The 13,828-nt window shown below is 58.9% G+C and carries 10 protein-coding genes and 1 tRNA gene; 2 read left to right on the top strand and 9 right to left on the bottom strand.

All coding sequences use genetic code 11. The features are described from left to right. Positions 1-343 precede the first annotated feature (343 nt). The 4 genes from IEG05_RS20020 to IEG05_RS20005 form a co-directional block, all read right to left on the bottom strand. Positions 344-829 (bottom strand): DUF1643 domain-containing protein, encoded by a 486-nt coding sequence (locus tag IEG05_RS20020; RefSeq protein ID WP_191122622.1) that lies wholly within the window; start codon positions 827-829, stop codon positions 344-346. Positions 830-969: 140 nt separating this feature from the next. Beyond that, positions 970-4,146, bottom strand: a complete 3,177-nt coding sequence (locus IEG05_RS20015) for a type I restriction endonuclease subunit R (RefSeq protein ID WP_191122621.1) — start codon at positions 4,144-4,146, stop codon at positions 970-972. After that, positions 4,147-5,559, bottom strand: a complete 1,413-nt coding sequence (locus IEG05_RS20010; protein WP_191122620.1) for a restriction endonuclease subunit S — start codon at positions 5,557-5,559, stop codon at positions 4,147-4,149. Further along, positions 5,556-7,538, bottom strand: coding sequence for an N-6 DNA methylase (locus IEG05_RS20005; RefSeq protein WP_191122619.1), 1,983 nt, complete (start codon positions 7,536-7,538; stop codon positions 5,556-5,558). Before IEG05_RS20005 ends, IEG05_RS20010 begins: the two co-directional genes overlap by 4 nt. Before the next feature lie 311 nt (positions 7,539-7,849). Between IEG05_RS20005 and IEG05_RS20000 the strand changes: the two genes are divergently transcribed. Continuing rightward, positions 7,850-8,419: a hypothetical protein gene (locus IEG05_RS20000; protein ID WP_191122618.1), complete on the top strand. Its 570-nt coding sequence runs from the start codon at positions 7,850-7,852 to the stop codon at positions 8,417-8,419. A gap of 42 nt (positions 8,420-8,461) precedes the next feature. On the opposite strand, the gene IEG05_RS19995 is transcribed toward IEG05_RS20000, so the two are convergent. Further along, complete coding sequence (locus tag IEG05_RS19995; protein WP_191122617.1) at positions 8,462-9,403, bottom strand: metallophosphoesterase; 942 nt, start codon at positions 9,401-9,403, stop codon at positions 8,462-8,464. 619 nt (positions 9,404-10,022) lie between these two features. Here IEG05_RS19995 and IEG05_RS19990 point away from each other — a divergent pair. After that, positions 10,023-10,235 (top strand): hypothetical protein, encoded by a 213-nt coding sequence (locus IEG05_RS19990; protein WP_191122624.1) that lies wholly within the window; start codon positions 10,023-10,025, stop codon positions 10,233-10,235. A 354-nt stretch (positions 10,236-10,589) separates the two neighbouring features. Here IEG05_RS19990 and IEG05_RS19985 read toward each other — a convergent pair. The 4 genes from IEG05_RS19985 to dapA all read right to left on the bottom strand — a co-directional run bounded on the left by IEG05_RS19985 (position 10,590) and on the right by dapA (position 13,766). After that, positions 10,590-10,679: transfer RNA gene (locus tag IEG05_RS19985), tRNA-Ser, on the bottom strand. A 125-nt stretch (positions 10,680-10,804) separates the two neighbouring features. Next, a complete protein-coding gene (locus IEG05_RS19980; RefSeq protein ID WP_041014603.1) occupies positions 10,805-11,674 on the bottom strand; it encodes a phosphoribosylaminoimidazolesuccinocarboxamide synthase in 870 nt (289 codons plus the stop codon). A 93-nt stretch (positions 11,675-11,767) separates the two neighbouring features. Continuing rightward, entirely contained in the window at positions 11,768-12,871 is a 1,104-nt protein-coding gene (gene bamC / locus IEG05_RS19975; RefSeq protein WP_046618774.1) for an outer membrane protein assembly factor BamC, read from the bottom strand. A gap of 16 nt (positions 12,872-12,887) precedes the next feature. Continuing rightward, entirely contained in the window at positions 12,888-13,766 is an 879-nt protein-coding gene (gene dapA / locus IEG05_RS19970) for a 4-hydroxy-tetrahydrodipicolinate synthase (RefSeq protein WP_041014605.1), read from the bottom strand. Positions 13,767-13,828 lie beyond the last annotated feature (62 nt).

Here is a 13,828-nt window from a genome sequence, read left to right as displayed (position 1 = left end):
GCCTGGAAAGTGTCCGGATGGCCGTGGAATCGGTGTCCGGATGCGCGTGGAATGAGTGTCCGGATCAGCGTGGAATCACTGTCCGGATGTGCGTGGAATGGGTGTCCGAGTCAGCGTGGAATCCGCAGTCTGGATTGAAAATCTCGACGCCAGAGCCTTGAACATTAGAAAAAATCCAATTTCTGAAAAGGTCCTACTTGGATTTCGCTCTTTTGGAGTACCGCTGGAACAAGCCATCCTACAGATGGCGCCGTTCGAGCGCAGTGAGCAGGGGCAGGTGGTGCAGTCGATTGTTTCGATGTTGGTTAACGAGTCCACAAATGGCAATAGCCAACGACTCGGTCTAAATAGATAGAGGAACGAGAGGGGTAGCATACGCGAGCGTCAACGGATGCAGCGGGTCGCCGGACTTGGACAGCCCGAATGTCAGAACCGGCTTCCCTGATCCGTGGAGCAGAGCGAGGGTGTTTTCTAGGTGCGCGTGGAGTTCTTTGGGTATTTTTCCTCGCGCGCCCCAACAGGGGATGAGCACGTCTGCATCGGCCGCAATCGATAGCAGATGCGAGGCATTCTCCGCCCCTACCGGATCAACCACGGTGCGAAGCGCTTTCACATCGGTCGAGCGGTAGGCAAAGACGTTACCCACCAAGAAACGGCGAGCACCATTGACTTTTGAAAAACCAATCCATTTGCGGACAGTCGCATCATCCAGACTCGCATCGGCGGTCGATGGATTGACCCCAAAGAACGCAAATACTTTTCCTTCTGGCTGAACGTCCCGCTCGAGGCGATACCGAAACTTGCCGCATGGGCTGATGATCGCAGACATGAACTCTCTCCTTGCCAGCAATCGCCGGCGGTTCTCTTCGTTGTTTTCCGCCCCCAAGTCAGCAGGGGGCGCTCATTATCGTGTCGCGACTCAATGCTGCCTGGGTATCGACAGTGATCTAGCCAAGCTCTTCCAGGCGCCTAAACCGCCTTGCCTTGCCCGCTGAAACTCCCAACGAGCATTTTGTAGATCACCAGCGCAAACGCCCGGCTCTTGGTCTCGTTATCCAGCACTTCCAGCGATAGCTTCTCGTGGTCGGTCATGGCGTCCAGCACGGTGTCGAGCACGCGCTTGGGGAACAGGCCGTGCATCACTTGCTCCACCGAGTGGTTGTTCACCTGAGCCATTACATCTTCCTGACGGCTGATGCGCTGGGCGATGCCGGTGAGGAACTGCAGCTGGTCGTCATCGCTCACCTCGGCCCCGAAGATATCGTTCAACGCCTCGATGATTTCCGACAAACGCTTCTTCTCCGGGTCGTGCGGCTTACCACTGCCCACATCGCTGCCGGGTTTGAGGGTGTATTCGCCGTCTTCCTCGCTGAGGCGCAATTGATGCTCGGCGCGCTTGCTCAGGCGGTAGTGGCTCAGTTGCAGCTCGCCCACGTCCACGTCGTCTTGCTGCAGGCGATCCACGCGCAGCAACGGGTGCAGGTGCTTGGCGTACACGCAGAGCTGCTGCAGCTCGCGGTCCTCATAAGGCACGATTTGCGAGAGAAACTCGTACAGGCGCACAAAGCTCTGCAGGTTTTTGCGGAACAGGTCGAGCTGGTCCACCTGCTCGCCGGCCTCTTTCAGCGCGTGCTCGGCTTTTTTCAGCCCTGCGCTATCGCCATTGGCTTCAGCGGTGCGCTTGTAATCCAGCGCCTGCTGGCGCGACTCCACGGAGAAGGCATAACGCTTGGCAAAGCGCTCCTTGGCCGGTGTGCAGTAGTAACTCAGCTTGCTGGCCGCCGCCTTGGGGTCGAAGAATGCCATGGCGAACGCCTCGACCTCCTGCCAGTGATAGATAGCCTCGGCATCCAATTTCTTCTGCAGGTCATAGATGATCTGCGAGTCGGTCACATCGGTCAGCTCGGCCTTGGTGTAGTACGGCAAGAAGGCGTCGAGAATGTCCTGCGGCTCGTTGAAGAAGTCGAGGATAAAGGTTTGCTTGCTGTCACCGAAGGTACGGTTCAGCCGCGACAGGGTCTGCACGCAGTCCACGCCTTGCAGCTTCTTGTCCACGTACATGGCGCACAGCTTGGGCTGATCGAAGCCGGTCTGGTACTTGTTGGCCGCGATCATCACGTTGAAGTCCTGGGTGTCGAACGCCTGCGCCAGGTCGCGGCCATTCAGGCCGGCGTTGAGCAGGCTGCTGCTTTCCGTCACCTCTTCGGGGATCACCTCATCCGGTAACACGCTGCCGGAGAACGCCACCAGCGGGTGCACATCGCTGTAACCCATCTGCTGCACATAAGCCTTCACCGCCAACTGGTAACGCACCGCCTCCTGACGGCTGCTGGTGACGACCATAGCCTTGGCCTGGCCATTCAGCAGGCCACGGATATTGGCGCGGAAGTGCTCGACGATCACCTCGACCTTCTGGCTGATGTTGTACGGATGCAGGCGCACCCAGCGCGCCAGCTTTATGCGCGCCTTCTTCGAGTCCACTTCCTCGTCGTCGCCGTCCGGGTGGGCGATCTTCCAGGCAGTGCCGTAGGTGGTGTAGTTCTGCAGCACATCGAGGATGAAACCTTCCTCGATGGCCTGGCGCATGGAGTACAGGTGGAATGCCTCGGGCTTGTTGTCGGCGCTCGGCGGCACGGTCGAGTCAGGTGCGCGGCCAAACAGCTCCAGGGTCTTGGCCTTGGGCGTGGCGGTAAAGGCGTAGTAGCTGATGCGCTCATTCGGTTGGCGCGCCTGCACGGCGGCGTCGAGCAGCTCTTCGGCGCTGACTTCCTCTGCATCCAAGGCATCGCTGCCGAGAATCTGTTTCAACTTGCTGGCCGACGAGCCGGTTTGCGAGGAGTGCGCCTCGTCAGCGATCACCGCATAACGGCCGCTGGCCAGCTTGGGGTACTTGTCCAGCGCATCGAACAGCGCCGGAAAGGTCTGGATGGTGACGATGATAATGCGCGTCTGCTCGGCCAGCGCCTCGGCCAGTTGCTCGGACTTGCTCTGGCTGCCGGTATCACGGGTGATGCACTTGACCACGCCCTGGGCATGCTCGAACTGGTAGATGGTGTCCTGCAGCTGTTTGTCCAGCACGGTGCGGTCGGTAATCACGATCACCGAGTTGAACAGACGCTGACCTTCGGCATCGTAGAGCGAGGCCAACTGATGGGCCGTCCAGGCAATCGAGTTGGACTTACCCGAGCCGGCGCTGTGCTGGATCAGGTAACGCTTGCCCGGCCCTTCGGCGCGGGTGGTTTCAATCAGTTTGTTCACCACTTCCCACTGGTGGTAGCGCGGGAAGATCAGGGTTTCTTTGGTCACGCGCTTGCCGTCGGCATCCTCTTTCACGCTCTTCTGCAGGTGCAGGAAGCGGCCCAGCACCTTGAGCCAGGCATCCGGCTGGAACAGGCGCTGCCACAGGTAGCCGGTGGCGTACTGGCTGTCATCCGGCGCAGGCGGGTTGCCGGCGCCGCCGTCGAGGCTGCCGAGGTTGAACGGCAGGAAGAAGGTGTCCTTGCCGGCCAGCTGGGTGGTCATCGCCACCTCATCCTGGCTCACGGCAAAGTGCACCAGCGCGCCGCGCTTGAAGGTCAGCAGCGGCTCGGGCTTGCGCGTCAGCGGGTCTTTCACCGGACGGTCGTAGCGATACTGGCGCTTGGCGTTTTCCACGCTCTGCTTGAACTCGCTTTTCAGCTCCAACGTCGCAACGGGGATTCCGTTGACGAACAGCACCAGATCGAGGCGCGGGTTGTACTCACCTTCACGATAATGCGGCGAATAGGACACCTCCGGCACCACGCGCAGGCGGTTGCACTGGTAGCGCTTGAGGGTGTCCGGGTTCATGCCGTGGTCGGGCTTGAAGCTGCACGCCTCGATCTTCACCCCCGGCAGCTTGAAACCATGGCGTAGCACCTCCAGGGTGCCGTCCTGTTCCAGCTCGCGCACCAGCTTCTGCACCAGTACCGTTTCAGGGGCGTTCGGGTTGGCCTTGGCGAACTTGTCCCAGCGCTCCGGCCAGGCGGCCTTGAAGTAACCGAGAAAGTCCTCGGTATACAACGCCGTGCGACGGTCGTAACCACTGGCCGGGCCGGTGAGCCAGCCCTGGGCGACCATGGCGGTGATGATGTCCTGCTGGAATTGCGCTTCCTTGCTGTCCGCCATTTATACGGCCTCTGCTACTGCTGGTTCGGGGGCTTGGATACTGGCCGGTGGCTGCCAGCCGCGCACGTCGATTTTGCCCGTGACTGCGGCAGAAATCAGGGCGGAGCGGCGTTCTTGGAGAATGACGATCAGCCGATCTGCTTCACTTTTCAAAGCCTCTGACTCGTTAATCAAGGAATCAATGCGCTCCATGATCTGCTGCCTTTCAACCTCTGGCGGGATGGAAATAAAAATATTCTTGAACTGATCCCAGTAAAGTCGAAGTCGAAAATCTGTAATCCCATAAGAGTTTTTTCGCATTTCCTCGATAGCACAACTCGTTCTCAAAAGCTGTTCTACATATCTTGAGATATCTCCATTTTTTGGGCGAGCCACTACATATGCTGGGCTAACAAGACCATCTACAAGCACAGCGCCAAACCCGCCCTGCCAAGCTCTCATCATGTTGTAGACAAGATCCCCAGGTCGCACTCGCTTGTACTTTTCGCGATCATCTATGCGGGTGATTTTTCTGTCTGCCTCCTCCTCTGATAACTCTTTATCAGATACTCCGTAATGAATCGAAACACGCAACACAGGCAGCTCTGTGAGCCCCTTATCCGCAGTTTCCGAGTAAACGGCACCTATTCGCAGAACGTCCCAATGCGCCGGCACCTCGCCCAGCCACTCCACACCGGAGTCTTTCATCGGCACCGTCGGGTCGAGGCCTTTGGTGACGACGTGGGAGATGACGGCCTGACGCTTTTCCTTGAGCAGTTCGATCAGGCGCTGTTGCTCTTCGATTAGCGCGTCGATGCGGGCGATTTCGTGGTCGAGGAAGCGGGCGATAGACTCTGCCTCACTGTGATCAGGGACTACCATCGTCACATTACCAAGTCGCTCCGAATTTAAGATTCGGAGAACATTGCCGGTGGCGCCAACATCAAAAGCTGGTTTCAACGCCTGCATTGCATAAAAGAAAAATCTCCCATTTCCTCTCGGAACAACCGCTGTGATCTGCTGATTGGTGCAAACATCAGAGTCAACAAAGCCAAGCTTCCCAATGGTTCCAATGCAGCAGATTAAGGTTGACCCTCCTTGTACCTTGCGACAGAACCTCCAACCTTGGTCAGTCAAAAATTTAGATGCACGAACAGGCTTGCCAGAGTCATTAAGGTCTTCGGGACGAACCCAAGGCCATCCTTCTTCAGCGTAATTATCCAAGTCATCACTAGGGGGGGTGATGCCTGTAATGAGATCAGCAAAAGATTTGATGCCTGATACTTTCCAGCTCTCCGGAACAGCCCCCAGCCACTCAACCCCGGAATCCTTGTACGCCGGATAACTCGGAAACGTACTCGGGCTGTCCCTGCCCTCGCCCTGCGGGCCAACGGCTGCGCCGTTGTTAAAATTTGCTCCCGACAAATTTTTCATGCCGAGAGTCCTTCTATCATCTGTTTGATGCGGTCGGTGCAGGCTTTCAGGTCGCGGTCGATCTCGGCCAGCGGGCGCGGCGGCTGGAATACGTAGAAATGGCGGTTAAAGGGAATCTCGAAGCCGACCACGCCGACTTCGCCGTCCTGCGCATCGGTTTTACTCTCGTCGATCCAGGCATCCGGCACATGGGGTTTTACTTCGCGTTCGAAGTAGTCGTACACCGACTCACCCAGCGGCACGTTCTCGTTGTCGCGCAGGCCGGCATCGGCTTCCGGCTGGCCTTTGACCATGCAGATATCCGCCTCGGGGTCGCGCTCGCTCAGGGCGTTGAGGATGGCCTTCAGTTCGGGCGTGCTGGGCGATACGTCGTGAGCGCTGAGGGTCTTTTTCAGCAGCTTGCTGAACTGCTCGCGGTTGCGGTGCAGCACGCTGGCATCCATGGCCTGCAGGGCTTCGGTCAGGCGCTGGCGTGCCGGGGCTTCCAGCTTCTCGATGGCTTTTTCTTCCAGCACTTTCTCGATGCGCTCGGCGCTGGTCTGGAAGTTCAGGCGCAGCGGACGTTCGACGGTGATGCGCCGGTAGCCGAAGGCTTCGACTGGGAAGATCTTGCTCTGCGGAGTTTCCTCGAAGCGGCCATACAGACGCACCAGCGCGTCAATTTGCTCCTCGGTGAGGTACTGGCGCTTGCTGCCCAGCGATTTACGCATCTTGGCGAAGTGCTGGCTGCCGTCGATCAACTGCACCTTGCCTTGGCGCGCGGCGGCCTTGTGGTTGCTCAGCACCCACACGTAGGTGGCGATACCGGTGTTGTAGAACATATCGGTGGGCAGGGCGATGATGGCTTCGACCAGATCGTTCTGCAGCAGGTAGCGGCGAATCTCCGATTCACCGGAACCTGCGCCACCGGTAAACAGCGGCGAGCCGTTGAGGATGATGCCGATGCGCGAGCCGCCTTCACGCGGGTCACGCATCTTGCTGACCAGGTGCAGCAGGAACAGCAGCGAGCCATCGGACACACGCGGCAGGCCGGGGCCGAAGCGGCCGTTGAAGCCCTTTTCAGTGTGCTCATCGCTGATCTGCTTCTGGACCTTCTTCCACTCCACGCCGAACGGCGGGTTGCTGAGCATGAAGTCGAAGCGGTACTCGGGGCCGGCCAGTTGGTCGTTGGACAGGGTGTTGCCCAGCTTGATGTTGGTGACGTCCTGACCCTTGATCAGCATGTCCGCCTTGCAGATAGCGTAGGACTCGGGGTTCAGCTCCTGGCCGTGCAGCGACACGCTGACCTTTTCGCTGATGGACTGGATGTACTCGTCGCCCTCGGAGAGGAAGCCGCCGGTGCCGGCGGTCGGGTCGTAGATGGTGATGATGCTGTTGGGCTTGAGCTTGTCATCCTGCCCGGTGATCACCAACGAGGTGGTCAGGTGCACGATATCGCGCGGGGTGAAGTGCTCCCCGGCGGTTTCGTTGGAGCTTTCCGCGAACTTGCGGATCAGCTCTTCGAAGATGATGCCCATGCCGAAGTTGCTGATGCGCTCGGGGCTCAGGTCGGTGGCGGCAAAGCGCTGTACCACCTGATACAGCAGGTTGGCGGCGGAGAGCTGCTGTACGAAGTCTTCAAAGTGGAAGTGCTCGAAGATCTCGCGGGCGTCCTTGCTGAAGGACTGCACATAGCTCATCAGATCAAAGGCGGTCTGGGTGTCGGACAGCGTGCCGAGGGTCAGCGGCGAGGCGTTGAAGAACTGCTGGCCGGCAGCGCGCAACAGAATCATCTCGCGCACGGTGTCCGGGCGGCCTTCCTGTGCGAAGGTCTGTTTGATCACCTCATCTTTGGTCGGCGCGAGCACGCACTCCATCCGGCGCAGCAGGGTAAACGGCAGGATGATGCGGCCGTACTGGGACTGCTTGAAGTCACCGCGCAAAAGATCGGCAATGGACCAAAGAAAGGCTGCCGTCTGGGAATGGTTTTCCGTGTTCACGCTACAGCTCCTGGAGATACGGCGAAGCCGGTGAGTTTAACCCGGCGGTGTGTGACAGAGCGCATGCGCATGCAAGCGCCGAAGCACATTAAGCCCCTCCAGCGGGTGGATGAACACTGTCAGGATGCACACGTAAACTTATGCGGCGCTCGAGAGATACCTCAAGGGCGAGCGCACATGCGGCGCCGGCTGAAATGCTTCTGTATAGGTAAAGCAACTTGGCGGACGAGCAGCGATGGAGCGATAAAGGCCCTTCCCCTCCCCTGGCACCTCGGTTGTAATGACAGAAACATCCACCGGACGGAACACCTATGCGCGGCCTGCCTACAACCAATACGATTTCCAGGGCTATGTTCGAAGCCGATCCAATGCACACCTGTTGCGTGGAGAATGCCTGCTTCGACGAGTATGACCGGGTCGCTGCAGGTGCAGTGGCGTACTTGGAGAACGGCTACACGCTCTCCCAGGCACTGCACAAAGCCTTGCAAGACTCGTTCGGCCCAGAGCTGACAGCTGGCCGGGACCTGTCGCACGTTCTAACGTTCGTGGAGCTGTCTGCCGGCCGCAACGGTAAGGAGCTAGCCGACTCGTACCACAACGAGATCGAGGGTCGTTGGTACAAGGAATACTTCCTCACCTTCTCCGAGACCGGCACCATCAAGGTTCGGGTCAAGTTTGAGCAGAGCACCGCTTGGATCGCCGAACGAAAAATGCAGCCTCAAGACATTACCGCGCTGATCGATCCAGAGACGGGTGACTTCCTAACAGCCATGACCTTTGACGACTGTCTGTTCGAGCTGACCAGAGTGGACCTTTCATTGACCAGGAAGACGCTGACCATCTACGCGAGACAGCCCAGAGAAGAGCCGACGGACCACTGAGTTGCTACGGCAGTGCTCGCCGTGAAACAAGACGAAGACTTGTCAGGCGTCGCGTCCAACCCAGGCGAAGTTTTTCTCCGACAGCCTGGCCTCGCCGCTCCAGCGGTACGCACAGAGTTTGGCGCGGCTGGGATCTTGGCCCGCGATGCTGTAGTCCAGGCATGCGATCTGATCTGTCATCAATGTGGGTGTGCCACTCATCCAGTAATGACCGATGAACAGCGGCTTGCTGCCGTCGTAGCCGGGCTGCAGTTCGGCCGGCACGGGTTCGTGGGGAATCTGCTCGATTATAGAAGGCGGGACCATCGCCAAGTCACGATAGGTCAACTGCTCGCCCTCATGCCACCAGCGCGTGCGAGTACGGGAGCGCCGGTGCCCGTACTTGTCCTTGAAATGCAAACCCGACGGTAAGGGAATCTCCATTCCCTTCAGGAGGGTTTCCACTGCATCAAAGGCTTCACTGCCCTCGGTGCATACAGCCGACCAGGAGCCTGAGCGAATCCGTGCGTGCACATCCAGGTGAGATGCCAGCGCCTCAATCTGTCGGGGATGCCAGCAGGCATGAATGACCCGCAGGCCGCCGAGATCCAGATAAAGGGGCAGCGTTTTGAACCACTCGATCGTGTCCAAGTGCTGATGGGAGCCCTCGCCGATCTGAACAAGAAAGGCGTCGTGCTGCTCGCGATTCTTATCCGAGTGAACGCGTAGGAACTCCCCAGTTCGTTCAGCACAAGGCGTAGCCCAGGCAACCGCATTGAATTCATGGTTGCCCATGACAGCCAGCGCGTGGCCCGCCTCGACCATGCGACGAGCGATCTGGACGGTTTCAACTTGCTCGGGGCCGCGATCAACGAAGTCGCCGAGGAAAATCACTTTGCGCTCAACATGCTGCCAGGTGCCTTCCCGCTCCTGATACCCCAATTTGCGTAGGAGGCATTTGAGCGCCGACGCGTAACCATGAATGTCCCCGATCAGGTCGTACATGCGATTCGTCCTTGGTAAACGTTTTGGATAGGATCCAGAGGCCTTCCATGATGACACTATGGTGGTGCGCAAAAGCTAGTACGCAACATGGTGCGCACGGAATAGCCATTATCGGAGAGGTATTCTGGACGCATCAGTCCACGATATATACGAGCCCTCTTCTCGACGCATAACTCATTCAAGCTTTGGAGAACCCAGCATTCGACGCACCCAGCAACTAGCGCTCAGATAAGTAGCATCATTAGTACGCAGTGGGCGGTACGCAGCTTGGTACGCACGGAATCGGCCAGTTAGTGCGCTCTGTAACGGACCGCTGGGCAGTGCCAAAGCTTAACAAGCGCAGGTTAACAAACCGATTAACATCGAATTGGAGTGTGTAGATACTTTTAATTGTTCTGACATCGCCAAGCCCGACGGAGGCTATAGCGCCTCGCCGCGAGCCGTACCTAGCTAGGTATCCAAGCTGGTATCCATCGAAATTGATTATCAAAAACCCGTAATAAACGGGCCTACTTCATAGGTGAAACACAACCGCAGAGTTTTTATCTTCGCGTTTCTATCGATCCTTGATCGGTCACATAGCATCATCCGCACCCAAGTACGGTTTGGAGGCAGCGACATGCGAAATGCGATCTGCGCGGCAGAGATGCCCGTGACACTCGGAGGACAGACCAAGCAGGCATTAGAGTGGGCGATAGAGCGCGGCCTGAAATGGCAGACGGTGAAGATGCGCCGCTATCGGGGCGACACGTGGAACGAGGCGTTGCGTCCGAATCTGCGCCCCCGGACTTGGATGAAAGGGTGGACGATGAACCCAGCCCGCTCAGAATGATCCTGTGGCGCTCACTAGTCTTCCTAGCGAGACGGTCTCCTTGCGGCTCGGCTTGCGAGCGCGCCTTCGGTCCGTCGCCAGCGCGAAGGTATCCAACCCGGTATCCATTGAATCGATCCATCCAGGTCACACGGCAGACTCGTTCGTGGCCATGTGGTAAGCAGTCACGACAGACGCTCAACTGGAGCCGCGAAGAAGCAGCCAGTCGCAGATCCTAAGGAACCTCAAAAAAGAAGGCAGCGGCAGAGGCAACGACCAACAGAGCCAAGCCAACGCCGCAGTGTAGGTCAAAGACCCTTAGGCAGACCCAAGAAACGAGAAAGCCCCGGAATCCGGGGCTCTCAGATTAAGTAGTGGCGGAGAGATAGGGATTTGAACCCTAGGTACCCGCGAGGGTACAACGGATTTCGAATCCGTCCCGTTCGGCCACTCCGGCATCTCTCCAGCGGCGCGCATCATAGCAGCTGGAGCAGGTTTGTCGAACCCCAACTGCATAGATTTTTTACCGTTTTCAGTCTCTTGCGTCCCACCATGAGCGGACGCAGGGCGAGCCTGGTCATGCAGTTCGGTCAGGCCGTCAGACGGGTCAGCGCCTCGCGATACTTGTCGGCAGTTCGCTGCGCAACGTCGGCCGGAACAGCTGGAGCCGGCGGCTGCTTGTTCCAGCCGGTCGATTCGAGCCAGTCACGGACGAACTGCTTGTCGAAGCTCGGCGGGTTCTTGCCTTCCTCGTAGCTATCGGCTGGCCAGAAGCGGCTCGAGTCAGGAGTGAGCACTTCGTCCATCAGGGTCAGCGTGCCGTCATCGTCGAGCCCGAACTCGAACTTGGTGTCGGCGATGATGATGCCGCGCGTGGCTGCGTACTCGACTGCCGCGCTATAGAGCGCGATGGATACGTCGCGCACCTGGGCAGCAAGCTCCTTGCCGATGATAGCCTCGCACTGCTCGAACGAGATGTTCTCGTCGTGATCGCCCACTGCCGCCTTGGTCGAAGGTGTGAAGATCGGCTGCGGCAGCTTGGCAGCTTCTTTCAAACCAACCGGGAGCTGGATGCCGCAAACCGTGCCGCTCTTTTGGTATTCCTTCCAGCCGGAGCCGACGATATAGCCACGCACAATCGCCTCCACTGCTACCGGCTTTAGACGCTTGGCGACCACGGCACGGCCTTCTACCAGCGGCAACTCGGCTGCCGGCACAACGTCTTCGACCTTGTCACCGGTGAAGTGGTTGGGGATCAGGCCGTTGAGCTTGTCGAACCAGAAGTTGGAGATAGCGGTGAGTATCTTGCCTTTCTCCGGAATCGGTTCGGCGAGAATCACGTCGAACGCCGATAGACGATCGGTGGCGACCATGAGCATGCGTTTGTCGTCGATCTCGTAGAGATCACGAACCTTGCCCGAATAGATCTTCTTCAGGCTGAGGGCGGTGGGAGTGGTCATACGAAACTTCCGCGGTTGGCAGGTCGGCAGAAACGAAACAGGCGAAACCGAGGGTTTCGCCTATCCGTGTCGTGTTGCAAGGGCAGCTCTCGCTTAGCCCAGGTTGTCCTTGAGCAGACTGAGCACCCGGCGTGCGACATCGGCCGGTGCGACGGTGTCGACGCTCTTGTCGAGCGAGACCTGAACGCCATTGCCGACACGAGTCAGACGTACCTGATAACGCTCAGCCCGCGCCTCGATCTCTTCCTTGTCCGGTGCACCACCGAACAGACGGCTGAAGAAGCCGGGCTTGTCATCCGGATCGTCGGCACGCTCGCTCAGATTCACGTAATACACGCCGAGGCTGCGGTCCAGATCGTCAACGCGTACGTCCGCCGCCTGAAGGGCCCGACCGATACTGGACCAGGCGCGATCGAAATCGCTATCCAGCTGCAACAGAGGATTGCCGCTACCGTCCTCGGTCAGATTCACCCGACTCGGCGCATCGAAATCACGCTCTGCCAGCAACGATACCGATCCGCCTTGCTTGGCGCTCTGGGTAAGGCTGGCTTGCAACTCGTCGAGCAGTACCCGATCGAGTTCCTTGTTGCTGGAAATCTCCGGCCAGGCCACGCCGGCGGTGCTGCCGGCTGGACGCTTGACGCTGACCACGAAGATCTCGCTGGTATTGCGCTGTACACCCGGCTCGACGCGAACACGTACCCGCGTTTCGCCATCCTGAATGCCCAGATTGCGTACCAACGCGTCGTTCAGCCCCGCGGCGCCTTGCCAGGCCGTGGTGAACTCGCCGGTCTGGCGGCGCTCTTCAGCAATGCTGAAGCCGTTGTCGGTGAAGAACTGCCGCGCGGCGGTCCAGACCTGTGACGGTGTGTACTGTGCCACCAGCCAGCGAGAATCCTCGGACGACTGCACACTGAAATCACTGAGCTCTGCCGCCACCTGCAAACGCTGAGGGCGCGGCACTTCGTACTTGCCAGGAACGCCAGTGCTGTCAGCAACCTGCTGCGGAATCGGCAGCAGCGGGTCGAGCGGGCGGGTCTCGCTATCGACTGCAACCTGCATCGGTGCGGTCTGACGCGCCGAGAGGTAATCACTACCGCGGTCACGGAAATATCCATCATCGCCCCACAGCCAGCCGCAGCCACTGGTTGCAGAGATCATCAGGGCAAGGGTCGAAAGTCCGGCCAGTCGCTTCATGCGTATTCCTTTGTTATTAAGCCAGTACGCCGGTTTGGCGCAGTGCCTGGCGTAGCGGTTCCTGGAAGCTCTGACTCAGCCAGGTTAGCGGCAGACGGATGCCATTACCCATCAGGCCCATCTCGTGCAGTGCCCACTTGACTGGGATCGGGTTGGCCTCCAAGAACAGAGCGCGATGCAACGGCATCAAACGCTCGTTGATTGCCCGAGCAGTGGTGGCATCACCGGCCATCGCAGCGGCACAGAGATCACTCATGGCGCGTGGCGCCACGTTTGCGGTCACGGAGATATTGCCCTTGCCGCCCATCAGCATCAGCTCGACGGCAGTGGGGTCATCACCGGAGTACACGAGGAAATCCTTGCTGACGCGATCCAGCACTTCCTGGCCGCGCTTGAGGTCGCCCGTGGCCTCCTTGATCCCGATGATGTTGGATATCTTGGACAACCGCTCGACGGTATCCGGCAGCATGTCGCAAACGGTACGACCGGGCACGTTGTAGAGAATCTGCGGAATCGCCACGGCCTCGGCGATGTGTTTGAAGTGCAGGTAGAGGCCTTCCTGGGTCGGCTTGTTGTAGTACGGGGTCACCAGCAGGCAGGCATCGGCGCCTGCGGACTTGGCGTTCTCGGTCAGCTCGACGGCTTCGCTGGTGGAGTTGGCGCCCGTACCGGCGATGACCGGAATCCGGCCATTGACCTGGTCGACGACGCGCCGGATCACTTCGATGTGCTCGGCGACGCTAAGCGTGGCCGACTCACCGGTAGTCCCGACAGCAACGATTGCATTGGTGCCTTCCTGCAAGTGGAAGTCCACCAGTTTGCTCAGGCTGTCCCAGTCCAGACCGCCCTGCGCATCCATGGGCGTGACCAGCGCCACCATACTGCCCGCAATCATGCAACCACTCCTGCCGGAATATAAAAAAGAGGCGTAATGGTACAAGGCTCCCCAGCGCTTTG

The organism is Stutzerimonas kunmingensis, assembly GCF_014764705.1.
Taxonomy (GTDB): Bacteria; Pseudomonadota; Gammaproteobacteria; order Pseudomonadales; family Pseudomonadaceae; genus Stutzerimonas.
This window is presented reverse-complemented; position numbering and strand designations above follow the sequence as displayed.

Coding starts and splice junctions, on each gene's coding strand:
- IEG05_RS20020 (WP_191122622.1), bottom strand. CDS start 829: ATGTCTGCGATCATCAGCCCATGCGGCAAGTTTCGGTATCGCCTCGAG.
- IEG05_RS20015 (WP_191122621.1), bottom strand. CDS start 4,146: ATGGCGGACAGCAAGGAAGCGCAATTCCAGCAGGACATCATCACCGCC.
- IEG05_RS20010 (WP_191122620.1), bottom strand. CDS start 5,559: ATGAAAAATTTGTCGGGAGCAAATTTTAACAACGGCGCAGCCGTTGGC.
- IEG05_RS20000 (WP_191122618.1), top strand. CDS start 7,850: ATGCGCGGCCTGCCTACAACCAATACGATTTCCAGGGCTATGTTCGAA.
- IEG05_RS19995 (WP_191122617.1), bottom strand. CDS start 9,403: ATGTACGACCTGATCGGGGACATTCATGGTTACGCGTCGGCGCTCAAA.
- IEG05_RS19990 (WP_191122624.1), top strand. CDS start 10,023: ATGCGAAATGCGATCTGCGCGGCAGAGATGCCCGTGACACTCGGAGGA.
- IEG05_RS19980 (WP_041014603.1), bottom strand. CDS start 11,674: ATGACCACTCCCACCGCCCTCAGCCTGAAGAAGATCTATTCGGGCAAG.
- bamC (WP_046618774.1), bottom strand. CDS start 12,871: ATGAAGCGACTGGCCGGACTTTCGACCCTTGCCCTGATGATCTCTGCA.
- dapA (WP_041014605.1), bottom strand. CDS start 13,766: ATGATTGCGGGCAGTATGGTGGCGCTGGTCACGCCCATGGATGCGCAG.